The organism is Mesorhizobium sp. 113-1-2 (assembly GCF_016756475.1).
Taxonomy (GTDB): Bacteria; Pseudomonadota; Alphaproteobacteria; order Rhizobiales; family Rhizobiaceae; genus Mesorhizobium; species Mesorhizobium loti_C.
In genome coordinates this window covers 7,781,293-7,807,472 of the sequence record NZ_AP023242.1, presented here as the reverse complement: position 1 = coordinate 7,807,472, position 26,180 = coordinate 7,781,293, and the positions used below count along the sequence as shown (strand labels likewise).

The following is a 26,180-nucleotide window of genomic DNA, read 5'->3' as shown; positions in this document are numbered from 1 at the left end:
GCCAGTCGACGGTCGCGATTCATGAAAGGAAACTCCATGGCAAGGCATCGCACCGCTGTGCACTCGACCACGTTGCAGCGTCCCGACTTACGGCTAAGGCGTTTTTCGCGCTTGCCCGTGACCAGTCAAAATCCGCAACCAAGCGGTGGACCCGGCTTTCAACGCCGCCGACAAGGACGTGCTCGGGGCGTCCGACAGCATGAAAGTCTCGTTCATCGGCGTACCCGTTCGCGTCGATGCGAACGTCGTGGGCACGCCGACCATCGACCGCATCTTGGACAACAAATCAAGTTCCCTCCTCGATTACGACCTGCGCCTCCTCACCACAATCGCCAATCTGGTTGGGCAGACCGTGAAGCTGCATCGCATGTTCCTGGCAGCGGGAGCGTCAATCGGCAGAATGCCACGGACAGTGTTTTTTCGCGGCGCCGTGGAAGAGCGGACCGGGCAACAAGGTGCCGCAACTGGGCCGATGATGCCAGACAGGCCGGCCACGCGGCCGACTGAGGCTGCTCCTTGGGCCACCGCTACGGTCCCGTCCGTCGTCAGCGACCAGGCACCGCTGGCGCCTCCCAGCGCAGCCTCTTTAAAGGTACGAGTATGTCAAATCGCGAGCGTGTCATCGCGGCCGTGAAGAGATGGTTCGGTGCAGACAAAGGCGGCGCCTCCTTGGACTGACGCCGCGCCAGATTGGATACACGCTGAGGAAATACGGCATCAGATCAAGCGTCCTTGAAAGGCTGACCGAGGCAAATATCAGGGACAAATCAAGCGTTGGTGGTTGGCGGAGCCTTGGCCCGATGACGAGTGGATGCGGACTGAGCGTCGGGCCAATCCGACCCGGGAGGACAGCCCGCCCGACCTCGCGGGGTCAATGTGCTGACAACGGCGGTGTGAATGCACTGTTGGTCGGCCATGTGCTCAGACCATCAGTTCATCCCGGATTCCCTCTGCGACTGAAACGGAGAAAAACATGTCCGATGCAAAACTTCAGAGTGTGCTGTCGTCTCTTTCGCAAGTGGCGAGACAGTTAGATGCTCTGCCATCCGATACACCAGCGCCGGATTCAAGTTGGGTAAAACTAAACACGAATGAGAACCCCTTCCCGCTTCCGGAAATCATAATGCAAAGTGCGATTGCAGCTCTCGAACGGCAGTATCTATATCCAGAAGACGATAACATCAGCTTGAGAGAAGCAGCCGCGAATGCCTACAGCGTCTCCATGGATCAGGTGATCGCCGGCAACGGATCGTCTGAACTGCTTGGACTTGTCTACAGAGCATTCCTTACCCCGGGGGATAGCGTGGCGATGATGTCGCCAGGTTTTTCGTTCAACCGCAAACTTGCAACGTTGCAGGGTGCTCAATTTGTCGAAATCGAATTTAGCAAAGATCATTCCTTGCCGATGGAGCAATTGCTCTTCGGTCCTGCAAAGGACGCCAAGTTCATTCTGCTAGCCAATCCGAACAATCCGACTGGAACGTTCGTTCCGGTGGCCGATATCGAACGCCTGGTAGCGAAATCGGACCGCTTGATCGTGCTGGATGAGGCCTACGTCGACTTTGCACCCGAGAATGGTCTACGCCTCATCAATCGCTATTCGAACCTTCTGGTCTTAAGGACATTTTCGAAAAGCTATGCTGCCGCCGGCGTTCGCGTCGGTTTCGGTTTCGGTCATCCTGAAATTATCGGCAGGCTACGCAACATCCAGAACGTCTTCAACATGAATGTGATCGGGCAGGCGGTTGGTATCAGCGTCCTTGCGCACCGCGCCGCCTATGCAGACAACCACAGACACATCAGGCATGAACGACGGCGAGTGACGCTCGCGCTGTCGCAACTTGGATTTTCCGTAATCCCTTCCCACGCAAACTTCTTGCTTGCCCGCGTGCCAACGGCACAGGACGGCTCATGGTGGCAATCAGCCTTCGCAAGGCAAAAAATACTTGTTGCCGTCTTTCCAGATAAAGGTTTGGAAAATTACATCCGCGTCAGCATCGGTACAAAAGAGCAAATGGATGCGTTTCTTCGTGCCGCTAGTCGTATTAGCAGAATATTGAATATGTCAACACCCCCGCGTTAGGTTGCTAAGGCTCTGCTTTAGCATTTCGCAGCCAATAATCCGAGCGATTACACGAGCGAGAAATCTTTAAATTGCTTGGAATACGCAAGCAACCGGACTTTCTGCGTCAAAAATGGAGACAATATCATGGATAAGGCCTTTCCTTCAGGCCTAGCTGTCGGCATCTTCGATCATCTGGACGAGGACGGCCCCGATATCGCCCGACAGTACGAAGATCGCCTGATGTTAGCGGAGGCGTGCGATCACCTTGGGTTCTATGCATATCATCTCGCAGAGCACCATTGTACCCCACATGGGAGAGGTCCCTCACCGAATCTGTTCTTGTCGAGCGTAGCCCAGCGAACCCGGCGCCTTCGTGTCGGCCCGTTGGTAATGCTGCTTGCCCTCTATCATCCGCTACGTGCGTTCGAAGAGATCTGTATGCTGGACCAATTGAGCGGTGGCAGGCTCGAACTTGGGATAGGGCGCGGCTCGCTCCCGATCGAATTGGGTTACTTCGGGATTGGCTCGGACGCGGCGCCAAACCACTATGCGGAAGCCAGCGAAATTCTTATCAATGCGCTGAAGGGCGGCACGCTATCCTATCAAGGTCGCCATTTTGAGTTGAACAGCGTTCCGCTGACGCTAAGAACTCATCAGCGTCCACATCCGCCGACTTGGATCGCCACCAATCGACCGGAATCGGCAGTCTGGGCCGCTGCGAATGGCGTGAACATCGCGTGCGTGGGACCTTCCTCTTCCGTTCGAAGAATCACTGATGCCTTCCGTCGAGAGCACACCAGTGAGGCGGACGACCAAACGCCATTTCTTGGATTGCTCCGAATGGTCGTGATTGGGCGTTCTGAAACAGATGCACGTTCACTCGCCGCACCTGCTTACGAACGGTGGCTCAAGAGCTTTAAATTCCTTTATGATCTTAATGGCATGCCGACTCCACCAAACCTGCCGCTGACCTTCGATGCAGCAATCGAGAAGGAATTGTGCGTAGTAGGAACGGCAGCTTCTGCGGGACAAGCTCTTCTTGAACAGCTGGAAGCGGCAGGTGCAAACTACCTCCTTTGTCAACCGGCGTTTGGGAATCTGTCGTTAGATGCTTCCCTATATACCGCAACGGCGATTCAATCCGCAATTATGGCTCGAGTTGGCTAACCCCGGTTCGAACGTTCGCTCACCCAACAACGTGCCAAGCGGCATGCGGTCGCTAGCGACGACTAGATGCGGGTTTCGGATGACCCATCAACCGGTTGGCACAGAGACATGCGGCTTCCTCCTCAAAGCGGCGTGTTGTTGATAGGCGAAAGCGACCGTGTATGCCGCATTCTCACCCCTCGGATAGGGCCTTCATGTCCTAGGAGTAGACCCACGATCGCCTGCCAGACTTGATCGGAGCGTTGGATACGTTCGGCCCGATCAGCTTTTCGGCCCGAGGTCCTTCGATCCGGCAAGCGCATCGAAAACATATTGCTTGCCTTGGCGCACGCTCGCTTCCAGCGACGCTCCAAGAGCAAGCGAGGCGGCGACTGCGCTGGCCATCATGCAACCCGTTCCGCGCATCCCTCGCGGCAAGCGGGGCGCCTCGAACCGAACTGCAGGTTGGTTCGGCTGCAAAAGCACGTCGACGCAACGGGTTCCTTGTGCATGGCCGCCCTTGACGAGTACAGCGGTCCTCACCGTCCTCGATAGCTCTTCAGCCTGACGACAAGCCCCTTCTTCGTCCGCGGCCGGTGACGAGCCGGTAAACGCAGCCAGCTCGACCAGGTTAGGCGTTACAAGCCGGCAGATCGGCATCAGATCGTGGCGCAGCATATTAATGGCATCGTCCGCCAGCAGATTGCGTCCCGAGGTAGAGGCCAGGACCGGGTCGAGTACCACAGGCACTTGGCGGTTGACCAAAACAGCGCCGACTGCCTCAACAGCCGCCGATGTCCCAATCATGCCTATCTTGACGGCCGCGACAGCGTTGGCAGCGAACGCGGCGCGCATCTGAGCGGCGACAAGCTCCGACGGCACAAGCTTGACGTGCTCGACAGCCGAGTGCGTCTGGACTGTCACGGCGGTGATGGCAAGACAACTTCGCACCCCGAAGGCGGAAACCGTTTCTATATCGCGGGCAATTCCAGCTCCACCGCTGGAGTCCGACCCGCCAACGACAAGCACATGCGGTTCTCGCCTCAGCGCCATCGCTCCGTCTTTTCGATCCATTCTCGTGTGCGCGCTTCGGGATCGGCATTCAGCGTGATGTCGGTCACGACGGCCGCGCTGTCCACGCCAGCCGCAAAGACACCGTCGAGCCGGTCAGGATTGAGGCCTCCAATGGCGACCAATGGGACAGGTGCGACCCGGCGCTTCCACTCGCGGATTCGTTCGAGCCCTTGCGGCGCCCATTTCATCTTCTTCAGGATGGTTGGGTAGATGGGACCGAGCGCGATGTAGTCGGGCTCGGCAAACAAGGCCGTCTCCAGTTCGACATGATCATGCGTGCTCAGCCCGAGCCTGACGCCGGCTGCCCGTATCCGCGCGCGGTCGGCGGTCTGCAAATCCTCCTGGCCGAGATGGACGAAGTTGCAGCCTTCCTCGATTGCCAGGCGCCAATGGTCATTGACGATGAGCTGGCTTTGGTGCTCGGCGCACAAGGCCGTTGCCTTCCGGATTTCCGCGCGCAACCCGGCCTCATCCTTGGTCTTGATACGCAGCTGCACCAGCTTGACGCCGAGCGGCAGCAGCCGTTCGATCCAGGCTGCGCTGTCGACGATTAGGTAGAACGGATCGAGCTTCATGAGAAAACCGCCCTGCCGAATATCGGCGTCGACGGCACGGCGACCTCGCGTGGCTCGAGCAATCCTGAACTGAAGGCTTCGCGACCGGCATCGACCGCCTTGCCGAACGCACGCGCCATGCCGACCGGATCGGCCGCCCTGGCGACCGCCGTGTTCAGGAGCACGGCGTCGAAACCGAGCTCCATGACCGTTGCGGCGTGTGACGGTCGCCCGAGGCCTGCATCCACGATCAGCGGGACGTCAGGGAAATGTCCGCGCATCGAGCGCAACGCGGTGATGTTGATCGGGCCGAGGGCGGAACCGATCGGAGCGCACCACGGCATCAGGACCTTGCAGCCCGCATCAAGCAGCCGTTCGGCGACGACAAGGTCATCGGTGGTGTAGGGGAAGACCGCAAAGCCGTCCTCGCACAGGATGCGGGCGGCATCCACCAGGCCGAACACGTCTGGCTGCAGCGTGTCGTGGTTGCCGATCACTTCGAGCTTGATCCAGCTCGTACCGAAGACCTCGCGCGCCATGTTCGCAGTGGTGACCGCTTCCTTGACGGAGTGGCAGCCGGCAGTGTTGGGCAGGATTCTGACGCCCAGCGAGCGGATCAACGACCAGAATTTCTCGCCGGCCCTGCCACCTGCCATCTCACGGCGCAGCGAGACGGTCACCACCGACGTGCCCGATGCCTTGACCGCATCGGCAAGGATGGCCGGCGAAGGATATTGCGCGGTGCCGAGAAGCAGGCGGGAAGGAAGCGTCGTCCCGAGAAGCTCGAACATGCTAGCCTCCCTGCATGGGCGAGAGGATTTCGATCCGGTCGCCGTCGCTCAACTGGAATTCCGCCCGGTTGGCTTTGTGCACGAGGTCGCTGTTGACGGCAGTGGCGAGCCAATCGCCTTCATAGTCGAGCGCGGCAAGCAGCTCCGCCAGCGTGGTGGCGGCAACCTCACGCGCTTCGCCGTTGACCATCAGTTTCATGAGTAGGTTCCTTGGTTCCGTCTTGATTGAAAACCAGGTCGGCAGCTTGGCGCGCCATGGCGGGGGCGAGGAGAAAACCGTGACGATAGAGCCCATTGATCGCGACGGTGTCTCCGCTCGCTTCGACGCGGGGCAGGTTGTCGGGAAAGGCCGGACGAACGCCGACACCGGTTTCAACGATCTCGGCCTCGCCAAAGGCCGGATGGAGGGCATAGGCCGCGCCCAAAAGCTCCATCATTGAACGAGCCGTGACAGGTCCAGTGGACTGGCTCTCGATCATCGTCGCGCCGATCATGAAACGGTGGTCGGTGCGTGGCACCATATAGAGCGGAAAGCGCGGATGAAGCAGCCGGACCGGGCGCGACAGCGAGACATCAGGCGTACGCAGGATCAGCATCTCGCCACGAACGCCACGCAGCCTTCCATCGACGGCGGACATTCCCGTGCAGTCGATTTGACGACCGAACCCGGAAACAGCCGGGGCATCGGCGCAGAAGTGGAATTCGACTCCCATCGCCGCCAGCCTGTCATGAAGTGCCGCCATCGCCTGGCGCGGGTCGAGATGGGCTTCGTCGGAGAAGAGCAGTCCGCGGCGGAAGCGGCCGGCGAGGTCGGGCTCGAGCAACGCGATTTCATCCTCATCGACGCGCCGATGACCCGACGTGCGGCTGGCGAACCGGTCGAGTTCGCCCGCATCGCGCGGCGCGGCCACGACCAGTGTTCCGGCCCGCGTCACCTGCCCGGGCGTTGCCGCCTCCCACCAGTCGGCGGCATCGCGTCCGAGATCCAGCACCGGTTGCTCGGCGCTTTCGCGCTCGCACCATGGCGCCAGCATGCCGCCGGCGAACCACGACGCATTGCCGCCGAGGCCATGTCTTGTCTCAGCAACTGTCACCGCCGCGCCGCGCGTGGCGAGTTCGAAGGCTGCGGTGAGACCGGCGACGCCGGCCCCTTTGACCAGCACCCTCATGACCGCTCATGCGCCTCCGGCACCAGCGGTGTGCCGGTCTCGTCCGCCGGCACGTAGAGATCGCCGCCCTCGCGGTATTTCGCCGCCATCGCCGCCATGCCCTCCTTCTGCGCTTCGGCACGAATGTCGTGGGAAATCCGCATCGAGCAGAATTTCGGCCCGCACATCGAGCAGAAATGCGCCAGCTTGTGCGCTTCCTTGGGCAAGGTCTGGTCGTGGAAGGACCGCGCTGTTTCGGGATCGAGCGACAGGTTGAACTGGTCCTCCCAGCGGAACTCGAAGCGCGCGCGGGAAAGGGCGTCATCCCTGACTTTCGCCGCCGGATGCCCCTTCCCCAGGTCGGCGGCGTGTGCTGCGATCTTGTAGGTGATCACGCCAATCTTGACGTCGTTGCGATCGGGAAGGCCGAGATGTTCCTTCGGTGTGACGTAGCAGAGCATGGCGGTGCCGAACCAGCCGATCATGGCGGCGCCGATACCTGAGGTGATGTGGTCGTAACCCGGCGCGATGTCGGTCGTCAGCGGTCCAAGCGTATAGAAAGGCGCCTCGCCGCAGACGGCGAGTTGCTTGTCCATGTTCTCCTTGATCTTGTGCATCGGCACGTGGCCGGGCCCCTCGATCATCACCTGGCAATCCTTGGCCCAGGCGATCTTCGTCAGCTCGCCGAGCGTTTCCAGCTCGGCGAATTGCGCCGCGTCGTTGGCGTCGGCGATCGAGCCGGGACGAAGGCCGTCGCCGAGCGAAAAGGACACGTCATAGGCGCGGCAGATGTCGCAGATTTCGGCGAAATGCTCGTAAAGGAAGCTCTCCTGGTGATGGTGCAGGCACCATTTGGCCATGATCGACCCGCCGCGCGACACGATACCCGTGACCCGGTCGACCGTCAGCGGGATGTAGTGCAGCCGCACGCCTGCGTGGATGGTGAAATAGTCGACGCCCTGTTCGGCCTGTTCGATCAGCGTGTCGCGGTAGACCTCCCAGCTCAGATCCTCGGCGATGCCGTTGACCTTTTCGAGCGCCTGATAGAGAGGCACCGTGCCGATCGGCACCGGCGCATTGCGCACGATCCATTCGCGGATGTTGTGGATGTTGCGGCCGGTCGAGAGGTCCATCACCGTATCGGCGCCCCAGCGGATCGCCCAGACCATCTTTTCGACCTCCTCGGCCATCGAGGAGGTGACCGCCGAATTTCCGATATTGGCGTTGATCTTCACCAGGAAATTGCGGCCGATGATCATCGGCTCGCTCTCGGGATGATTGATGTTGGCGGGAATGATCGCGCGTCCGCGCGCCACCTCGTCGCGCACGAACTCCGGCGTGACGAAGTCGGGGATCGCCGCGCCGAAGGCTTCGCCGTCGCGCTCAAGCTTGCCGCGCAGGATCTCGCGGCCGAGGTTCTCGCGGATGGCGACGAACTCCATTTCAGGCGTGATGATGCCGGCGCGCGCATAGGCTAGCTGCGTGACCGCCTTGCCTGCCTTGGCCCTGAGCGGCCGATTGCGAATGGGAAATTCCGGCGTCAGGCGCTCGCCCGTGACGAATCCATTGTCTTCCGGCCGGACATGGCGGCCGTCATAGGCTTCGACATCGCCGCGCGCCGTGACCCATTCGTGGCGAAGCCGGGCAAGGCCCTTTTCGATGTTGGTTTCGACAGCAGGGTCCGTATAGGGTCCTGACGGATCGTAGACGGTGATGGGCGGTTCGCCGGCCGTCGGATGGACGGAGATTTCGCGCATCGGCACCCTGATCTGCGGGTGGAGGACGCCGGATTTGTGGATTTTCCGCGAGGCGGGCAGTGGTCCCGTCGACACGGCGGGGGTGAGGGCATTCATCGTGAGGCTCCTTTGCTCATGCATTGGAGACCCAGTTCTGTGCCGGAAGGATGAAAAGACGCTTCTGCCAACCTGCCGAAACAGGACCTCGGGCGTAAACTCCCGCAAAGCGCTTGCACCGTCCCTACGCCAGTATGAACTGGATCAGGTTCAACGGGTCACTGCGCCGCGAAAGCCAGCAGTATCTCAGCCCCTTGCCGGGACTCCCCTGGTGAATGCATCGAATTGAACGGCCCTTCGCTATTTTGTCAAGCGCATTCGTCCCGCAGCGGTGATCGGCGACCAAACAAACCCAGCGGAAAAGCATGGTAGTATCGAGAGCAAGTCACGCTCCAGAGGAGCGGTGAAGCGCCCCCAATAAGGCGAGCCCTCATGCGGATTTCGGTGCCTTTTCCAGCACGGTGTTTTCGGGGCTTTCCGGAACGACGCTGCTGCCGCCCAGTTGGGTGAGATTGCTATAGAGGTCTGTCTTGCTCATCGTCGGCAATCCTTCCCCTTCGGCTAGACGCCCCGTTTGTTTCCCCAGAGCAGAACATGAAGCTGCGGCAGTACACGCGCCTCGAACCACATGTCACGGGTCACTTTTTCAACCAGCCATTCCATGCGCCTCATCACACCGGCCATGTCGATGAACGCGTCTTCGTTGCCGGGACGCGGCGGCGTGTGATTGCCGGGCTGCAGATAGACGGGTAATTGCGGGTAGCGCGCCGCGGCGTCTTTGGCATAGGCATAGTCATCTTCGTCGAAGACGACGAGCTTGAGCGCCGTCTGCGGCTTATCCTGCGCCGCCTCTAAGCAGGCGTCGAACGCGGCCCAATCTGTCGTCATTTCACTTGAGGGCGGCTTGGGGCTGAGTACCAGCACGTCGAGATCCGCGAACCATTGCTTAGACACCGAACCTTGGGTTTCCAATGCAAAACGGTAGCCCTCACCATGCCCGCGGTCGATCAACTGGCCAAGCGGCTGGATGGCCGGATTGCCGCCCGACAGCGATACCATCACGGGCTGACCGCCGGAAAGTGCAATGACCTTTTGCCAAACCGCGTCGGAAGACATCATCTCCCAATCATGGCGGAAGCGACGGTCCACCGCATGCAGGCTGTCGCACCAGGAACAGCGATAATCGCACCCGCCGGTTCTTACGAACACCGTCGGCAAGCCGATCAGCACGCCTTCGCCCTGAATGGTCGGCCCAAAAATCTCGCTCACCCGGATTCCGGGATGCAACGCGCAAGTCATGGTCGGTATTCCGCCCAGGTTTTCGGCGTCTCGCTCACCCGCACGGCGGAGGTTTCGGGTAGCCGCACCTTGCACCAGTCGTAGAAGTGCCTGGCCAGACATTCCGCTGTGGCATGGTCATGCCCCAGCACGTCGTTAAGATGCCGATGGTCGAACGTCCCATCGATGTAGTGCTTGAACGCCGCCAGATCTTGGTAGTCGCGCACAAAGCCGTGTTCGTCCAGTTCGCCACCTGAAAGCTCCACTACGACGATGTAGTTGTGGCCGTGCAGACGTGCGCACTGATGATCTGGTGGCAAGGAGGTGAGCTGATGCGAGGCCGAGAAGTGGAACTCTTTGGTAATGCGGAACATCACGCGCTCCTTGTCTGGATAGCGTGGAGCCAGAAGTCTGCGTCCTCATAATCTGTCGGGTCGGTGATGCCGGCCAGATCGAATGCTTCGCGCCGTTCGACGCATGTCCCGCAGCGACCGCAATGAAGTGCACCGCCCTTGTAGCAGGACCACGTCGCCTCGAACGGTGTGGCGTACTTTGCCCCCTCGCTGACGATGTCGGCCTTCGACATATTCACATACGGAGCGTACAGGCGGATATCGGCGTAGCCTGCGAGGGCATGGTTCTGCATCGTCTGAAAGGCGTCGATAAAAGCGGGCCGGCAATCGGGATAGATGAAATGATCTCCGCCGTGGACGGCAGTGGCCACCGCATCGGCCTTCTGCGCGGCGGCAACCCCGAAGGCGATGGCCAGCATGATGGCGTTCCTATTCGGCACCACCGTGATCCTCATGGAGTCTTCGGCATAGTGCCCGTCGGGCACGTCCACATTATCAGTCAGCGCCGAGCCGCTCAGGTTCCGGCCAACATCGCGGATATCGACGATCTGGTGCGGAACAGCCAGCCGCTTGGCGCAGATAGCGGCAAAGCCGAGTTCCTTTTTGTGCCTCTGGCCGTAATCGAACGAAAGCAGGCCAATGAGTTTCTGCTCGGTCGCCACCTTGTGAGCGAGCGAAACAGAGTCCAATCCGCCGGAGCAGATGACGAGGGCTTTCATGGTTTGAATCCTTGTTTTGACCGGGTAAGGCTGCGACCGGAGATTTCTCTGCGTTCCCACTACTCCACGGAGCCGGTTTTGTGAATGGGGTGGACGCGATTGAGCGCACGTACCTTGTTGTCAGCGTCCCCAAGATGACTTGCACGCGACTTGTCGCGTATCTTCGACCGCTGGGGTGCTGACGCCGACACTGCGTATATAGGCGTATAGATGATGCAGAAATCACTGCCGTGGCGCAGCAGCATTCCCGACACACCTTCGGCTTGTCCGGTTTGCCCCAGAACTTGACGTCCCGAGTTTCGGCGCTAACGCAAGGGTCGACCGGCAGTCCCAGGGAGAGGCTTCTGCCGCGTGCTTTGCCGTTTTCTGGTCTGCGCATAGATCGCCTCGAGCCGCCCGCGCTTCGTCATTGGTCAGAGCCGGTAATTCCTTTCCGAGGGCGCGGCTCGATAGGGGCCACCATTCTGGTTAAGGAAACGGAAGAGCAGATCGATCAGCCGCTTGGGCGTGTCGATAAAGGCATTCACCAGTTGCCGGAATTGATCGTAGCGCTGCAGAAAAGCTGTTTCGTAAGGAAGGTACCGTTCGATCGTCCGCCGAAGGCAGGCATAAAGAAATTCGGCGTGCGGGGTTGCATCGAAGTATCGGTAGAAATCCCCGGTGTCATTCAGCACCCGGACGTTGAATTGCGGCGTCGGTTCCCATTCGACCAATGGCAGAAGGCGCGTCGAATTGCTCTCCAGCACGCGCCTGTACTCGTCGATCTGGTCCAGGATCGCGGCCGAGACGGGAAACACCACTCCCGGCGATTGAAGCGGTGCATGGCTAGGACGTGGTGGATCAGGTAGCGGTGAATGCGGCCGTTTCCGTCCTCGAACGGATGGATGTAGACAAAGCCGAAGGCGAAGATTGCGGCGGCGACGACTGCATCAAGGTTTTGCGCTGGGCCTTGATCGAACGCAATTCCAGAAACAACTTTCTGAAGGGCGTCGCAAGGCAAGACATTGTCGGCGCTGATCGTCGCCCCAACTGATCCAAGCATCGGTTCCTGCTTGGGTCCAGCGCCCTAGGCGACGCCATGGTCGGCGAGCGCTCTGGCCGACCTTAATCCATTACCCAAGAATCACAGGGTTCCATTGCGCTGATCGAGACGGCTTTCTAGCCCTATCCATGCCATGGATGCGTTCCATCCAAACAACCAACTTTACGGACCTGCCATGATGCTGCATAGCCAAATACCGGCAGGCACCGATCGATCACTCCACTTCCTTGATCATTAGATGAGCGCGCCAAAAGATTCCATTAGAAGGAGAACTGTGGATGCCCCTGTGCCAGTGGATGCCCTGCTGTTCGGCGGAACTCTGAGGGGTCCTTACGCCACACCGTGTTGTAGAGACCGCATACCTGAACAGCAGGTGCCTGAGAACGATGGCGCTTGCAGTAGAAAGTACTAGCCCATTGCAACATTACCCCACCCTGCCTGTCCACTAGCAAAGCGAAATCATGAAATTCGGGTCAAGCGGCGTTCGAGGTTTGGCTTCGGAATTGGTCGGCAAGGCCAGCGGACTTTATACCGAAGCTTTCGCTTGGCGTTTGATTTCCAGCCGGGTTCAGCCGAATAGTTCAGTCTTCATAGGCCGCGACCTACGTGACAGCAGTCAGGCGATAGCCACCAATTGCATGGCGGCGTTGGCCGCAAATGGTTTCCAGCCGATCGATTGCGGCACCATACCCACGCCTGCCCTGGCACTATATGCATGCAAACACGGCGCGGCGGCTCTTATGGTCACCGGGTCGCACATTCCAGCCGATCGCAATGGCATCAAATTCTATGGCCCCAATGGTGAAATCAGCAAGGCGGATGAGGCCGCGATTACGCGCTTTGTAGCCGAAAGATCAATTGCGTATTGCTTACCAACGGCTTGTCTGGGAACGACGTGGCCTATGCACCGTGAAGAAGCGATCGCCTCTTATCGAGAGCGCGCCCATGACATGCTGGAGCCGGGCTCACTTTCCGGCATGAGACTTGGTGTCTATCAGCACAGTTCGGTCGCGGCGGAACTGTTGGTACAGGTTCTTCGATCGCTCGGTGCCAGCGTGGTCGCCGTCGGGAAAACCGGGACCTTCGTACCTGTCGATACCGAAGCCGTGGACGCAGCAACAATCGCAAAATTGAAGAAGTGGGTCCGCGAATTCGGTCTCGATGCCATCGTGTCGACCGATGCGGACGCTGATCGGCCACTCATCGCTGATGAAAATGGCGATCTTCTTCGCGGCGACCTGGTTGGGCTTGCAACGGCTCTTTTCCTGAAGGCAGACACGATCGTGACGCCAGTGACCTCCAATTCGGGAATTTCGAAGGCCTTTGGTTTCGCGGTCCAGAGGACAAAAGTCGGGTCTCCATTTGTCATTGAAGCAATGGAAGCATTACACGGCGCCGGCGGCGTCATCGTCGGCTTTGAGGCCAATGGTGGTGTTCTGCTGGGCTCGGATTGTGTGGTGAATGGGAAGACATTGACTGCACTGCCGACCCGGGACTCATTCCTCCCGATTTTGGCCGTCCTCAGTACCATGGCGTCGACAAAAAAGAAGCTGTCGCGACTGCGCGGGCTTTGGAATCTTCCTGTGTGCGCCAGTGACCGGCTTCAGAACTTCCCCGCGGAAAGTTCGCGCAGATTGATGGATCATCTCGCAAGCCGGAACGCACTGCAGCACTTTCTTGCCTCGTTCGGGACCGTCGCCGAAATTGACGAAACCGATGGCCTCAGGGCGCGGATGCTTTCAGGTGAGATCATACATCTGCGGCCTTCCGGCAATGCCCCGGAACTGCGCTGCTACTCGGAAGCTTCGACCGAGAGCAGGGCCATGGCGATCGTCGCCTCGACGCTGCAAGGGGCACATGCGTTCGCGCTTACAGACGAGATAGAGGACCTTTGATGAAAGTGGTTCCGGTCATCATTAGCGGTGGAGCTGGTTCGCGGCTCTGGCCCGCCTCAAGGCAATCGCACCCCAAACCTTTCCTCAAGGTGGCGGATGGACTTTCGCTCATCCAGCACACCGTGTTGCGCGCCGCTTCGATGCAGCATGTCGTGGAGCTTGTTACCGTGACGTCCACGGGGCACTTCTTCCTTACGAAAGACGTTTTCGACGAGCTGGATTCCGTTGTTTTGCCACGCACCTTTCTGCTTGAGCCTGAGGGTCGGGATACCGCCGCCGCCGTCGCTGCGGCAACCGTCCATGCCAAGGCAACACAGGGTCCCGATGCTGTTCTGTGTGTTTTTCCCGCCGACCATATGATTGGTGATCTGCCCGCATTTCAAACCGCCATGAACCGGGCAATCGAACAGGCGCAGCAGGGGCGTATCGCAACCTTGGGCATAACCCCGGATAGGCCAGACACCGCATTCGGCTACATCGAGGCCGACGGTGAGAAAGTTGTTCGGTTCGTCGAGAAACCGAACGCCGAGACTGCCAAATCTTATGTCGCGTCCAAACGTTTCTTCTGGAACGCCGGCATCTTCTGCTTCAAGGCGCAGGTCATGCTCGACGAAATGGCTGCGCATTGCCCGCAGGTGATCGATGCCGTTCTCGATAGCTATGATAACGCTCGCGTCAGCCACGGCGAACATGTTGCCAGCGTCGAACTCTCATCTGAGCACTTCGCCATGGCGCCGCGTATTTCACTCGACCATGCGGTGATGGAAAAAACCCACAATCTGGCTGTCGTTCCCTGCGAAATGGGGTGGAACGACATTGGATCTTGGAACGCAATGGCCGAACTGGTCGCCGCTGACGGGAGCGGCAACAGGATTCGCGGCGATGTCCATGTGGTCGACACCGTGGGCAGTTACATAAGCTCGGACAAACGCGTCATCGGCACCGTCGGCATCAGCGACCTGGTGATCGTGGATTCCCCCGATGCATTGCTGGTTGCATCCCGCGATCGCGTCCAGGACGTCAAGAAACTCTTCGAGGGACTCAAGGCTGCGGGACATGAAGCGCACTTGCTTCACAGTACCGTGCACCGGCCCTGGGGCACCTACACGGTTCTGGAGGAAAGCGAGCGCTTCAAGATCAAGCGCATCGAGGTGAAGCCGGGCGGACGCTTGAGCCTGCAGATGCACCATCACCGCTCCGAGCACTGGGTCGTGGTCAGCGGCACTGCGAAAATAGTCAACGGCGACCAGGAGCTACTCCTGACCACTAATCAATCCACCTATATCCCTTGCGGCCACAAACACCGGCTCGAAAACCCCGGCAATATCGGACTGGTGATGATCGAGGTCCAAAGCGGCGAGTATCTCGGCGAAGATGACATCGTGCGGCTTGAGGACGTATACGGTCGAACGTGACAGTCCAACGTCACATGCCCTACGGTGGCTGGCAGACCGAACCTGCGTCGGCATGTGGGCTGTCAGGCGACCGGCGGCTAGGCAAGGCGAGGCAAACCAGAACAGGTTTTATGAGTATGGCTAGTGAGCGATGTCGCAACGACAGGCTGGCCGAATTGTTGAGACGGCAGTTTTCCGGCGAGATTGTCAGACGACACTTGCGCATCCGATGTAACGGCATGCGCTGCTACAGCCGCTCGAGTTGCGGAAGGTGATCGGCAATATCAGTCGATCAGATGCGCGATAAGGTTCGTTGCCATGTACGGCAGGCGCGACATGAGCGGCCTGGCACTCTGACGGGGTAGGCCAGCATGCGCCGGGCCTGACTGGCGGGGGCTCGCAAGAGAAACGCGGCACCGGCTGACGAAGATAATACGCTCCTGCGCGCCGGTGACGGACCGGGGCCATTAGGCGTAGGCGCATCGCTATCGCCATGCCACATGGACAATCCTATTCGGGCTCGGCAGATGGACGGTAATTCCAGCTTTCGACGGCGTTGACTTCGTCGATGCAGACCGGCCCCGATGCACCGCAGTCCTCGCATTTCATCACAACGCGCGCCTCGTCCGTCTCATATGGCCTAACCTCGCAGCTTGTGCAGAACGGGCAAGGGATCGCTTTCATCGTGACGAACCTTCCTGATGGCCTCGGGTGGTTTCGCCGAAATCTTTCGTCTAAGCGCTCGACTTCGCAAGCGCTGATCGTTGTGCCGTAGTTCGGCGCCACCATCGGGTAGGGATATTTTGTCCACATGCCCTCGTACCATCAACCGGCTAGCCGGTTCTCTCTATCCACAGATCTGGCCTCTCGTGCGGGCCAAGGTTACATCCGTGTCGCCCAGCATGAGGCCGATCTTCCGCAGAGCGAATGGATTCCGTAGAAATAAGAATTCTGCCACCGCCCCGCCGCCGTAAGGGTATTGATATACCCTTGGGATTTTGATCCGACCTGGCAGGCGGCGGGTAATCTTCAGAGGCCGACGTCAGGCAGCGTTCGGGATACCCGAGATTTCATCGAAGATACTCTCAGCCAAGCCAAGCGCCCGAGCGATCCGATCGCGATAGCCCTTGTCGAAACAATGGCCAGATTCGATCAGCCCGACCTCCTCGACTGTCAGACCGCTGGTCACGGCAATGTCCTCGGTCGAATAGCCAAGATGTTCCCGATATGCCTGAATTACGGGTTTTCCGTTTGAGATTGCGGTAAGCACTGCCTCGGGCAGCGCGAAAGGCGTTGCGGTCATTTTGCCTCCAAATGCAGAGAACGGCCATTCGATGACTCGAAACAAGCGGCGGCCGATGTTGAAATAGGATGCCGAAACGGCCCGAGCCGGCGGCATCAAAAATGCGATCACTCTCGAACGTGTGAGAGGCGCTACGCTAATATGGCGGCCGCCGCCGTTTAGATCAAGAACCTTGGCTCGCTATACGAGGATTGCTCCAGTGGCCACAATTCGACGACACAGTGCGCAGCGCCGTCATCACGCTCACATCGATGATTGCGCGGCCGCTTTAACGCGCCGTCGGCTTGCGGCGCGATTGAGGAGCCGCGATCTGGCGGTCGGGCACTAGGCGCACCAGCTCGCGGACCAGCGTCAAAGTATCTGCGGGGACTGTCTAGCGATGCTTGCCGGCGGCGTTCATCTTGAGCTTTAATACCGTGTGGTCCCCTCCCACCCATGCAGGAGGCCGGGTGCCCATCGGACAAGACGCTGAGGGACCAACATCTCTCTGTTTCAGCCCGACTGTTGGCTGTCAGATCCGCGACACCGCATTAGGGCTGCGCTTTGCTGCGAATTCCTTCAACCTATTGAATGATGACCAGAAAATCCCCGGAGGTTCCTTCTGCTCAGTTGGCACGACTTTTGATGCTTCTCGAGAGGCGACAGGAGATACCGACTGGCGTTCATCGTGGGTGATATCGCGCAATGCAACGAAGGAAGACAATATGTCAGGTCCGCGTCAGAATCGATTTTATTCAAAGAGGATTGCCGCCTTTAGCGCAAGGCGTTCACGAACCGCATATCAACAATGGCTTCCGTGCAAAACGCAGGGAGATCACTTGTGAAAATCCTATTCACTACGGTGGCTGTCGCGTTGCCGGCCATCGCTTTTGCTGCGCAAACGATCCCCGTATACCTCAGAGAAACAGCACGGGCCACCTTCAAGCCTCTACCATCCATCACGCCGACAGTCGCCAACAACCCGATCACACCGGAGAAGATAGCCCTAGGCAAGGCAATGTTCTTCGATCCACGCGTCTCGGCGTCAGGCGTCTTGTCGTGCAATTCGTGCCACAACTTGGCCACCGGGGGCGACGACAATCAAGAAAGCTCGATCGGCCATGGTTGGCAGAAGGGACCGCGCAACGCGCCGACGGTACTGAACGCTGTCTTCAACATAGCGCAGTTCTGGGATGGTCGTGCTGAAGACCTGAAGGTTCAGGCCAAGGCACCGATCCAAGCCGCTGTCGAAATGGCCAACACACCAGGTCAACTCATCGCCACGCTCAAGTCGATGCCGCAATATGTCGAGTGGTTCAATTCAGCTTTCCCGGGCGAAGCCGATCGCGTCACCTTCGAAAACGTCGCCAAGGCAATCGAAGCCTTTGAGGCGACACTGGTCACACCGGCGCCCTTCGATGCCTTCCTCAACGGCGATGACGCCGCTATGACTTCCGAGCAGAAACAGGGCCTGACGCTTTTCATGGACAAAGGCTGCTCGTCCTGCCACGGCGGTATCAACGTGGGTGGGGAGGGCTATTCCCCATTCGGCCTCGTTGAAAAGCCCAACACCGATGTCCTGCCGGAAAACGACAAAGGCCGATTTGCCGTGACCCATGAAGCCGACGATTCCTATGTTTTCCGCGTGGCGCCGTTGCGCAACGTAGCACTCACCGCGCCATACTTTCATTCGGGCAAGGTTTGGGATCTGAAACAGGCCGTCGCCATTATGGGGACCACCCAGCTCGGCCAAGAATTGACGGAAAAAGAAGTCGACCTGCTCGTTGCCTTCCTTAATTCGCTGACCGGAAAAGTACCGGAGGTCGCCTATCCCGTCTTACCCGCCGAAACGCCGACAACGCCTCGACCTGTATTGCATATCCTCCCGCAATGATTGGCCGGAGCTGGCTAGTGAAGGTCGCAATCACGAATGATTGCGACCTTCACTGGGACGAGACGATCATGACTTCCGGCGAGGCCTATCCAACTGGAAAGCTAGGGGGACTTTCATTTCCGAATTCAATTGAAACGCTAAATGAAAACCTGACCCGTCGACGCCCACTTGCGTCACGACAGCATGACCCGCCTTGCCGGCCACGTCGATCAGACGCTCCGACTAGCCGACTGTGTCGTGATGTGTCGTTACATGTACCCCCTACCCCCGCTTTAGATCCGCTGACAAGCTCGCAACCACCTGATCGAGCCATCGCGGACAATATTCCGCGAGCCGCTGGCGTGCGCCCAGCAGAAACCGGATGCCTTCAGATCCACCCCTTCAAAACGTGCTCGATGGCGTTGCGACGCGCGAGCCGCTGTTCCAGCTCTGCAAACGCATCGATATGAAAACAAAGCTGCGGCCAGCCAGCGACGTGGCCTGAGCATTTGTCAATGCACACCGCAAGTGCCGCTTGCTCTCGGGCTATCTCATCCATATAGCTCGGCGCAACAGAGGAAGCGCCAGTTGTTCAGTCATCGTCAGCCGCGACCTCCTGTGCAATTCGTTCTAACAAGGAAGAAACTATGAGGCGGCAGACCCGACCGTTCACTGTGGAGGTCAAACAAAAGCGCAATTATCAAAAACGGGGCCATTCCATCTGGAGCGATGTCGATCTCTCCGCGGCTATAGCCGACACAACAAGGGAGCTCAAAGATATGGATCTGCCAAATCGTCGGCTGATTGACTCTAATGTCATAGCCCTTGATGCTGAACACGCCCACAAACCGCGAGCGGAGTATCTCATGGCAAATCCCCTAGAAGCTGAATCAGTAGAAGCTGCAACCGAACACGCTCCCAAAGGAAGGACGCCGGAAACGAAGAAGAAAACCCAACCTTCGCGGAAGGCCAAGACTGATCCTGGTCGCAAGAATGGCGCCAATGCGGCGTCCCCGGCGGAAGCAACAGCAACAGCAGCGGCCGTGCGGAGCGCCCGGAAGGTCTACTCCGGAAAAGAGCGCGCCCAAATGCTCGCTCAGGTCGAGACGTCGATCAGCGGCGGCACCACTCTCAAGAGCGCCGTAAAGCAGGCGGGTATATCGGAACAGACCTATTATCACTGGAAGAAGGCCGCGGCGCCTAGATCCGATGGCGACGATCTGAAGGACCTGGTCGCCCTCGAGAAAGAAAACAAGCGATTGAAGAGCCTGCTCGCGGAACGCCTACGCACAGAGAACGCGGAACTGAAGAGGAAGCTAGGACTGCAATAAGGCTTAAGATGCCGCCATTCGACCAGACGGTAGAACTGTGATCGAAGGCTCGCCGGCTGTCGGATGGACGGAGATTTTGCGCACCAGCACCCTGATCTGTCGCGGCCGAGACAGGACAAACCACTCCCGGCGGATTGAAGCGGCACATGGCAAGCAAGTGTCAATCAGGGATCGGTGAACGCGGCCGAAGGCAAGGATGACAGCATCAAGGTTTTACGCTGGGCCTTGATCGAAGGCCACCATTCCATCGATGGCCGCGGCGGATTATCAGGGCGAAGTCAATGGGACGCGGATGCTGTGGGATTATAGCCCACCCATGCACAGGTACTTCATTTCGAGATAATCCTCGAGGCCGTGGCGCGACCCCTCACGACCGATCCCTGATTGCTTCATTCCGCCAAAGGGTGCGGCCTCGGATGACATGCGTCCCGTATTGATGCCGACCATTCCGTATTCGAGGGCTTCAGCCACGCGCCACACGCGCTTTAGATTGGAAGCGTAGAAGTAGGCTGCAAGACCGTAAATCGTGTCATTCGCCTCGCGCACCACCTGGTCGGGATCGTTGAAGCGGATTATGGGAGCCAGCGGTCCGAAGGTTTCTTCCTGAGCGACCCGCATTGTCCTTTCGACGTCGGTGATCACCGTGGGCTCGAAGAAGGTTCCCGATTCGCCGATACGGTTGCCACCGCAACGGATCTTCCCACCCTGCCGCACAGCATCGCGAATATGATCTTCAATCTTTGCAAGCGCGCACTTATCGATCAGGGGACCGATCGCAACTTCTGGCTCGAAACCGTCACCGACGCGCAATGCACTGACGCGCTTGGTGAATTTGTCGCAGAATTCATTATACACGCTGGACTGTACGTAAAGCCGATTGGCTGAAACGCAGGTCTGGCCTGCATTCCGAAACTTTGCCTGTAGCGCACCATCGACGGCAGCGTCGACGTCTGCATCATCAAAAACAATGAAAGGAGCGTTACCACCAAGTTCGAAGCTGGTTCTTTTGATCTGATCCGAACACTCCCTCATGAGTAGCCGCCCGACCTCGGTCGACCCAGTGAAGCTGATCTTGCGGACCTTCGGGTTCGAGCAAAGTTCACGCCCAACCGCATCGCCTTCCGATGCGTAGATCAAGTTTAGAACGCCATCGGGAAAACCTGCCATCCGGGCAAGCGTGAACATAGCACCCGCGACAAGCGGTGTTTGCTCCGCGGGTTTCAGAACAATCGCGCAGCCGGCGGCAAGCGCAGGCGAAATCTTGCGAGCCACCATCGAGGCGGGAAAATTCCAAGGAGTAATGGCGCCGACAACACCGATCGGCTGTTTGATTACCAGCATACGCCTGTCGTTAGAAGGCGGCGAAATCGTCTCGCCATAGATGCGATTGGCCTCCTCGGCATACCATTGGAGGTAGGCTGCGGCATGGGCGATTTCAGACTTCGCCTCTGCAAGCGGCTTACCCATTTCAGCCGTCAAAATGGCTGCAAGATCCTCGCTGTGGTCGAGGATCAGTTGGTGCCATTCCCATAAGATGTCGGAGCGCTCGCGCGCGGTGAGCGCCGCCCAATGTTCCTGCGCAGCTTCAGCCTTATCGATTGCCTTGGAAACGTCCCGGACATCCATATCTGGAAGCTCAGCCAACAGCTCGCCCGTTGAGGGATTGAACACCGAAAAACGCCTCGTGGATTGCTCCGCCTTCCGACCAGGCACACCGGCCAGATCGTCAAATAGCTCGGGATTTTTGAGACGTCTCGTCAGCGACTGTGTCACGGTCAAACCGTCGTCCCCCTTCATGGTTAAGTTACTAGCTTCGCAACGTACTAATAAGCACAACTTGTGCCAGATGATCGGACGAAATCGTTCCGGCCCTCCGTCATTGCAAGCGCAGCTTCCCGACTGATTAGCCCATAGCAATGACAGCCTCAATCACGAGTCGCGCTAAGGCTTTCGCTCCATAACAGGCAAGCGCGGATAGAGCTCGTGAAGAGCTGGCATAGGCGGAGTCGATCATCGAAATCGCCGACGTTGGCAACAGCACTGCGGTATCATTCTTTGAGCGGCTTCCACGGCCGCTCATATCAGGCATATCGAAAACCGACCGCCATGGTCGAACGTGCCATCGATGTAGTGGCTTAAGCGCTGCTAAGTCTTGATAGTCGCGCACAAAGCCATGTTTGTTCAGTTCGCCACCCGAAAGCTCCACTGCGACGATGTAGTGTGGCCGTGTAGGCGCGCGCACGACAATATCACGCGAGCCCAAACCTTTTCCGACCGGCTCCGTCCCAAAAAAAAGGGGGCGGCGTCGGTGCCGCCCTCTCGGTATCCGAAAGCTGATAGAGGCTAGATTAGAAATCCATGCCGCCCATGCCGCCCATGCCGCCGCCGCCCATGCCGCCAGGCATGCCGCCGCCGCCAGCCGACTCCTTCTTCGGAGCCTCCGCGATCATGGCTTCGGTGGTGACCAGCAGGCCGGCGACCGAGGCCGCGTCCTGGAGAGCCGTGCGCACGACCTTGACCGGATCGACGATGCCCATGGCGATCATGTCGCCATATTCGCCGGTCTGGGCGTTGAAACCGAAGGTCGCGCCCTTGTTCTCAAGGATCTTGCCGGCAACGATCGAGGCTTCCGCACCGGCGTTGGCCGCGATCTGGCGGGCCGGAGCCTGCAGCGCACGACGCACGATGCTGATGCCAGCGGTCTGGTCGGAGTTTGCGCCGACAGCGTTGATGCTCAGCGAAGCGCGCAGCAGGGCAACGCCGCCGCCGGGAACGATGCCTTCTTCGACGGCTGCGCGTGTCGCGTTCAGCGCATCGTCAACGCGGTCCTTCTTTTCCTTGACTTCGACTTCCGTCGCACCGCCGACGCGGATCACCGCAACGCCGCCCGCGAGCTTGGCGAGACGCTCCTGCAGCTTCTCCTTGTCGTAGTCCGAGGTGGTCTCCTCGATCTGCTGCTTGATCTGGGCGACGCGGCCCTGGATCTCTTCCTTCTTGCCGGCACCGTCTACGATGGTGGTGTTCTCCTTGGAGATCGACACCTTCTTGGCGCGGCCGAGCATGTCAAGGCCGACGTTCTCGAGCTTGATGCCGAGGTCTTCCGAGATGACCTGGCCACCGGTGAGGATGGCGATGTCTTCCAGCATGGCCTTGCGGCGATCACCGAAGCCCGGCGCCTTGACGGCGGCGATCTTCAGACCGCCACGCAGCTTGTTGACGACCAGCGTGGCCAGGGCCTCGCCTTCGACGTCTTCCGAGATGATGACCAGCGGCTTCGAGGTCTGCACGACGGCTTCGAGAACCGGCAGCATCGCCTGCAGGTTCGAGAGCTTCTTCTCGTGCAGCAGGATGTAGGCGTCCTCGAGATCGGCAACCATCTTGTCGGCGTTGGTGACGAAGTAGGGCGAGAGATAGCCGCGGTCGAACTGCATGCCTTCGACGACTTCGAGTTCCGTCTCGGCGGTCTTGGCTTCCTCAACCGTGATGACGCCTTCGTTGCCGACCTTCTGCATCGCTTCCGCGATCATCTTGCCGACCGACTCGTCGCCATTGCCGGCGATTGTGCCGACCTGGGCAACCTCTTCCGAGGTCTTGATCTTCGTGGCGTTCTTGATCAGCGTCGAGACGACGTCGCTAACCGCGAGGTCGATGCCGCGCTTCAGGTCCATCGGGTTCATGCCGGCAGCAACCGCCTTGTGGCCTTCCTGGACGATCGACTGCGCCAGAACGGTTGCGGTCGTGGTGCCGTCACCGGCGATGTCGTTGGTCTTCGAAGCAACTTCGCGGACCATCTGAGCGCCCATGTTTTCGAACTTGTCTTCAAGCTCGATTTCCTTGGCGACGGTGACGCCGTCCTTGGTGATGCGCGGGGCGCCGAACGACTTGTCGATAACGACGTTGCGGCCCTTGGGGCCGAGCGTCACCTTCAGCGCGTCGGCGAGGATGTTGACACCGCGCAGCATGCGCTCGCGGGCGTCACGGGAGAATTTTACGTCTTTGGCAGCCATTTTGTACTCCTGGGCATTTCGCCCGAAATTCAGATTGGATGGTACGGATGAAAGGCAGCGGCGTGTTAGCCGATGATGCCCATGATGTCGGCTTCCTTCATGATCAGAAGGTCTTCGCCATTGAGCTTGACTTCGGTGCCCGACCACTTGCCGAACAGGATGCGGTCGCCGGCCTTGACGTCCAGCGGAACGAGCTTGCCGGCTTCGTCGCGGGCGCCGGAACCGACGGCGATGATCTCGCCTTCCTGCGGCTTTTCCTTTGCCGTGTCGGGTATGATGATCCCGCCGGCGGTCTTGGATTCGGATTCGACTCGGCGAACGACCACGCGGTCATGAAGCGGCCGCAAATTCGACTGTGCCATTTTTACTATCCCTGGTGCGCAGGTTGAAGGTTCTCCGTTGCCGGAGGGTGGTTAGCACTCGCTATTGGGGAGTGCTAAGATGATCGTGAGATAGGCTGTAGGTTCGTACTTAGTCAAGACGGGCGGGGGGACGGACCGGAGGGCAAAAGATGTGGAATCGGCGCGGAAGCCGGACCCCCTTTACGGCGCAATCCCACTGCCTACGCGCGTTTCGGCCGTAAGCTTTGGGCCGACTTTTGTGTCTTATTTGGAATGTGAAATTATGTGAAATTAACGGCCGAGCAGTCGGCCGGAATCGACGGCCAGCCGAACAGTCTTGAGCCTTTTGCAATTCATCCCTAACCTCGGGTTGCATCGCCAAAAGGAGCGCTCATCGCTTCGGAGAACGTGCGGAACTTCCGGTCCTTGAGGTTGCGTAGTCGCGGCGCGAAGCGTTTGCCGATCAGGGCAAACAGCCCGAAGACGTGATCGCTCGCGCCGCCCGTATCGGTGAAGTGTTCCTGGATGTCGAGGATCGTGTCCTGGTCGAACAGCCCACCGAGCACATAGGCTGCCTCGCTTTCGGTCGGGCTGATCGGCAGGATGCTGAAGTAGCCGTACTGATCTGACAGATGGCTATAGAACTTCGAGCCCGGCTCGCTGCCATAGTGCAGATTGACGTCGCCGCGCTTCGCCGCTCGGTCGCTCGCGCGAAAGAACTGCCCATCGGATGACGCGGTCGTTCCATTGCCCCAAAATCGAGAATGTGGATGCCGGGTGTGCGCATCGGTGATGCATGCTTGCGCCGCGCGATAGGTCTCCGACCGGGCATGGAAGGTTCTCATCCAGCCGATCTGGTGAGCGCTAGTAGCGCGCGGTGGACACGGCAGCGCAGCCTGATGCTGGGTCGACTGGTATGCTTGATCGCTTGTGGCGACACCGTAACCGACGCTCACCTTTCCAATTCGGAGATCATGGTTAGAGCTGCCGATTGGCTGCCACCGCTGACGGCTGGTGAGCGGTCTTAAGCGAGCAGGGTCATTTACGTATGGGGCTTCGAGTGATGCCACACACGGTGCCTGCAAAAAGGGCAAATCCGACTGCTGAAAACCGCCGCAGTGCAAGGCTTGACGGCCTTCTTTCCTATACCCGTCCACGCGACCCAAGCTTTTCCCACAACGAATCAATCGTGGACCGAGGAAGGTGCAGCCGAAAAACATCGGACAAGACTCGCTGCAGTTCGCTCTTCGTTTTGAGGGTTTCTGTTTCCTCAATTTGGTTCCGAATCAAGCTGAAATCCTTGTTGAACAAGTTCGCAGGCCCTTCGGCTGTCAGCACGCTCATCATGAGGCTGGATGGAAACGGCGAACGGTCCCAGCGAGCGCAGATGAAGTTGGCGCCCTCAAAATCTGAGGGCAAGGCGGTGGCTCGATCGAAACCATAAAGAGGGAACCATTCATTCCCGTTCTTGCGTTCAACGACGAGTTCTCCGCTGGCGGAGTCAGCTCGCAGGCGAAACACGTCACGGCCAGCTGTTTGCAGTTCCTCTGTATCGATCCGTAGCGGTGCAATCGGTGCTGGACCACCGAAGCCAGCGTCGGCGAGCCAGTCGACGCCCTCGATGGTTAAGATGAATGCCTGGTGTGTGCGTGGCCCACCCTCCGCAGCACCCATACGCACTCTGCAAAGGATGGGCTGGATCGTGAAACCGAGTGCTTCGAGCGCCAAGCCAAACAACTTGTTCAATTCGAAGCAATACCCCCCTCGCCGGGCATTGATCAGTTTGGCCCAGATCGAATTCTCAGTCAGATTGGGTATATCACCCAACAGCACATCGATGTTTTCAAAGGGAATCGCGCGCATTTGAGCCTGCTGAAGGGCAACAAGACCGTCGACCGTTGTCGGCACTCGAGCAAGGCCGATACGATTCAGATAGATCGCAATATTGAATGCCATGGGATGTCCTTAACACCTAGGATTCGTATTCGTTGAACGCCTGCCGAAAGCGCGATGACGTCCCAGGGTTCACGGAGCAGAGTAAGGTGGCCATCTCCCCCTATAGAAGTGAACATGCCGACCATTCCTCGTGTTCGC

The 26,180-nt window shown here is 59.0% G+C and carries 23 protein-coding genes, 2 pseudogenes and 1 riboswitch; of the genes and pseudogenes, 8 read left to right on the top strand and 17 right to left on the bottom strand.

The window, feature by feature from the left end; all coding sequences use genetic code 11:
- Nucleotides 1-130: 130 nt before the first annotated feature.
- From JN279_RS37485 to JN279_RS37475, 3 genes and pseudogenes are all read left to right on the top strand, one after another.
- Nucleotides 131-373: pseudogene (locus JN279_RS37485) on the top strand (GAF domain-containing protein); the annotation flags it as partial.
- Nucleotides 374-973: 600 nt separating this feature from the next.
- Nucleotides 974-2,083 (top strand): histidinol-phosphate transaminase, encoded by a 1,110-nt coding sequence (hisC, locus tag JN279_RS37480; protein WP_010913508.1) that lies wholly within the window; start codon nt 974-976, stop codon nt 2,081-2,083.
- Nucleotides 2,084-2,209: 126 nt separating this feature from the next.
- Nucleotides 2,210-3,232, top strand: coding sequence for an LLM class flavin-dependent oxidoreductase (locus JN279_RS37475; RefSeq protein WP_096453534.1), 1,023 nt, complete (start codon nt 2,210-2,212; stop codon nt 3,230-3,232).
- A gap of 261 nt (nt 3,233-3,493) precedes the next feature.
- Here JN279_RS37475 and JN279_RS37470 read toward each other — a convergent pair whose 3' ends face one another.
- From JN279_RS37470 to JN279_RS38895, 11 genes are all read right to left on the bottom strand, one after another.
- Nucleotides 3,494-4,264 (bottom strand): hydroxymethylpyrimidine/phosphomethylpyrimidine kinase, encoded by a 771-nt coding sequence (locus JN279_RS37470; protein ID WP_010913510.1) that lies wholly within the window; start codon nt 4,262-4,264, stop codon nt 3,494-3,496.
- Nucleotides 4,255-4,860: a thiamine phosphate synthase gene (locus tag JN279_RS37465; RefSeq protein ID WP_096453536.1), complete on the bottom strand. Its 606-nt coding sequence runs from the start codon at nt 4,858-4,860 to the stop codon at nt 4,255-4,257. Before JN279_RS37465 ends, JN279_RS37470 begins: the two co-directional genes overlap by 10 nt.
- The gene (locus tag JN279_RS37460) at nt 4,857-5,630 is read right to left on the bottom strand and encodes a thiazole synthase (protein WP_202351654.1); all 774 of its coding nucleotides are present in this window, start codon (nt 5,628-5,630) and stop codon (nt 4,857-4,859) included. The genes JN279_RS37465 and JN279_RS37460 overlap by 4 nt, the downstream gene beginning before the upstream one ends.
- Nucleotide 5,631: 1 nt before the next feature.
- Nucleotides 5,632-5,829 (bottom strand): sulfur carrier protein ThiS, encoded by a 198-nt coding sequence (gene thiS / locus JN279_RS37455; RefSeq protein ID WP_202296417.1) that lies wholly within the window; start codon nt 5,827-5,829, stop codon nt 5,632-5,634.
- On the bottom strand, nt 5,798-6,799 hold the full coding sequence (gene thiO / locus JN279_RS37450; RefSeq protein WP_202324443.1) for a glycine oxidase ThiO: 1,002 nt from the start codon (nt 6,797-6,799) through the stop codon (nt 5,798-5,800). The genes thiS and thiO overlap by 32 nt, the downstream gene beginning before the upstream one ends.
- Entirely contained in the window at nt 6,796-8,631 is a 1,836-nt protein-coding gene (thiC, locus tag JN279_RS37445; RefSeq protein WP_202351653.1) for a phosphomethylpyrimidine synthase ThiC, read from the bottom strand. Before thiC ends, thiO begins: the two co-directional genes overlap by 4 nt.
- A 103-nt stretch (nt 8,632-8,734) precedes the next feature.
- Nucleotides 8,735-8,851: riboswitch (TPP riboswitch) on the bottom strand.
- A 281-nt stretch (nt 8,852-9,132) separates the two neighbouring features.
- Nucleotides 9,133-9,870, bottom strand: coding sequence for a 7-carboxy-7-deazaguanine synthase QueE (gene queE / locus JN279_RS37440; RefSeq protein WP_202296411.1), 738 nt, complete (start codon nt 9,868-9,870; stop codon nt 9,133-9,135).
- The gene (gene queD, locus JN279_RS37435; protein ID WP_044548957.1) at nt 9,867-10,223 is read right to left on the bottom strand and encodes a 6-carboxytetrahydropterin synthase QueD; all 357 of its coding nucleotides are present in this window, start codon (nt 10,221-10,223) and stop codon (nt 9,867-9,869) included. The genes queE and queD overlap by 4 nt, the downstream gene beginning before the upstream one ends.
- Nucleotides 10,223-10,921 carry a 7-cyano-7-deazaguanine synthase QueC gene (queC, locus tag JN279_RS37430; RefSeq protein ID WP_202296409.1) on the bottom strand — a complete coding sequence of 233 codons (699 nt, stop codon included), beginning with the start codon at nt 10,919-10,921 and terminating at the stop codon, nt 10,223-10,225. The genes queD and queC overlap by 1 nt, the downstream gene beginning before the upstream one ends.
- Before the next feature lie 413 nt (nt 10,922-11,334).
- Complete coding sequence (locus JN279_RS38900; protein ID WP_342216307.1) at nt 11,335-11,595, bottom strand: hypothetical protein; 261 nt, start codon at nt 11,593-11,595, stop codon at nt 11,335-11,337.
- On the bottom strand, nt 11,589-11,831 hold the full coding sequence (locus JN279_RS38895) for a Fic family protein (protein WP_342216397.1): 243 nt from the start codon (nt 11,829-11,831) through the stop codon (nt 11,589-11,591). Before JN279_RS38895 ends, JN279_RS38900 begins: the two co-directional genes overlap by 7 nt.
- Here JN279_RS38895 and JN279_RS38890 point away from each other — a divergent pair.
- From JN279_RS38890 to JN279_RS37415, 3 genes are all read left to right on the top strand, one after another.
- A complete protein-coding gene (locus JN279_RS38890; RefSeq protein ID WP_342216398.1) occupies nt 11,757-11,954 on the top strand; it encodes a hypothetical protein in 198 nt (65 codons plus the stop codon). The two genes, JN279_RS38895 and JN279_RS38890, sit on opposite strands and share 75 nt — an antisense overlap.
- Before the next feature lie 470 nt (nt 11,955-12,424).
- Nucleotides 12,425-13,858: a phosphomannomutase gene (locus JN279_RS37420; RefSeq protein WP_202351652.1), complete on the top strand. Its 1,434-nt coding sequence runs from the start codon at nt 12,425-12,427 to the stop codon at nt 13,856-13,858.
- Nucleotides 13,858-15,273: a mannose-1-phosphate guanylyltransferase/mannose-6-phosphate isomerase gene (locus tag JN279_RS37415; protein WP_202351651.1), complete on the top strand. Its 1,416-nt coding sequence runs from the start codon at nt 13,858-13,860 to the stop codon at nt 15,271-15,273. Before JN279_RS37420 ends, JN279_RS37415 begins: the two co-directional genes overlap by 1 nt.
- 1,021 nt (nt 15,274-16,294) lie before the next feature.
- Here the strand turns inward: JN279_RS37415 and JN279_RS37405 are convergent.
- Complete coding sequence (locus tag JN279_RS37405) at nt 16,295-16,666, bottom strand: transcriptional regulator (RefSeq protein WP_244734336.1); 372 nt, start codon at nt 16,664-16,666, stop codon at nt 16,295-16,297.
- 676 nt (nt 16,667-17,342) lie between these two features.
- On the opposite strand from JN279_RS37405, the gene JN279_RS37400 reads away from it, so the two are divergent.
- Nucleotides 17,343-18,428: a cytochrome-c peroxidase gene (locus JN279_RS37400; protein WP_096453556.1), complete on the top strand. Its 1,086-nt coding sequence runs from the start codon at nt 17,343-17,345 to the stop codon at nt 18,426-18,428.
- Nucleotides 18,429-19,054: 626 nt separating this feature from the next.
- Nucleotides 19,055-19,738 (top strand): transposase, encoded by a 684-nt coding sequence (locus JN279_RS37395; protein WP_080511922.1) that lies wholly within the window; start codon nt 19,055-19,057, stop codon nt 19,736-19,738.
- Between the two features lie 303 nt (nt 19,739-20,041).
- On the opposite strand, the gene JN279_RS37390 is transcribed toward JN279_RS37395, so the two are convergent.
- The 5 genes and pseudogenes from JN279_RS37390 to JN279_RS37365 form a co-directional block, all read right to left on the bottom strand.
- Nucleotides 20,042-21,535, bottom strand: coding sequence for an NAD-dependent succinate-semialdehyde dehydrogenase (locus JN279_RS37390; protein ID WP_010913527.1), 1,494 nt, complete (start codon nt 21,533-21,535; stop codon nt 20,042-20,044).
- A gap of 551 nt (nt 21,536-22,086) precedes the next feature.
- Nucleotides 22,087-23,745, bottom strand: coding sequence for a chaperonin GroEL (groL, locus tag JN279_RS37380; protein ID WP_202351650.1), 1,659 nt, complete (start codon nt 23,743-23,745; stop codon nt 22,087-22,089).
- A gap of 65 nt (nt 23,746-23,810) precedes the next feature.
- A complete protein-coding gene (gene groES, locus JN279_RS37375; protein WP_010913529.1) occupies nt 23,811-24,107 on the bottom strand; it encodes a co-chaperone GroES in 297 nt (98 codons plus the stop codon).
- A gap of 362 nt (nt 24,108-24,469) precedes the next feature.
- Nucleotides 24,470-24,961 (bottom strand): annotated as a pseudogene (locus JN279_RS37370) (Tn3 family transposase); the annotation flags it as partial.
- Between the two features lie 268 nt (nt 24,962-25,229).
- On the bottom strand, nt 25,230-26,042 hold the full coding sequence (locus tag JN279_RS37365; protein WP_010913531.1) for an arylamine N-acetyltransferase family protein: 813 nt from the start codon (nt 26,040-26,042) through the stop codon (nt 25,230-25,232).
- Between the last annotated feature and the right edge of the window lie 138 nt (nt 26,043-26,180).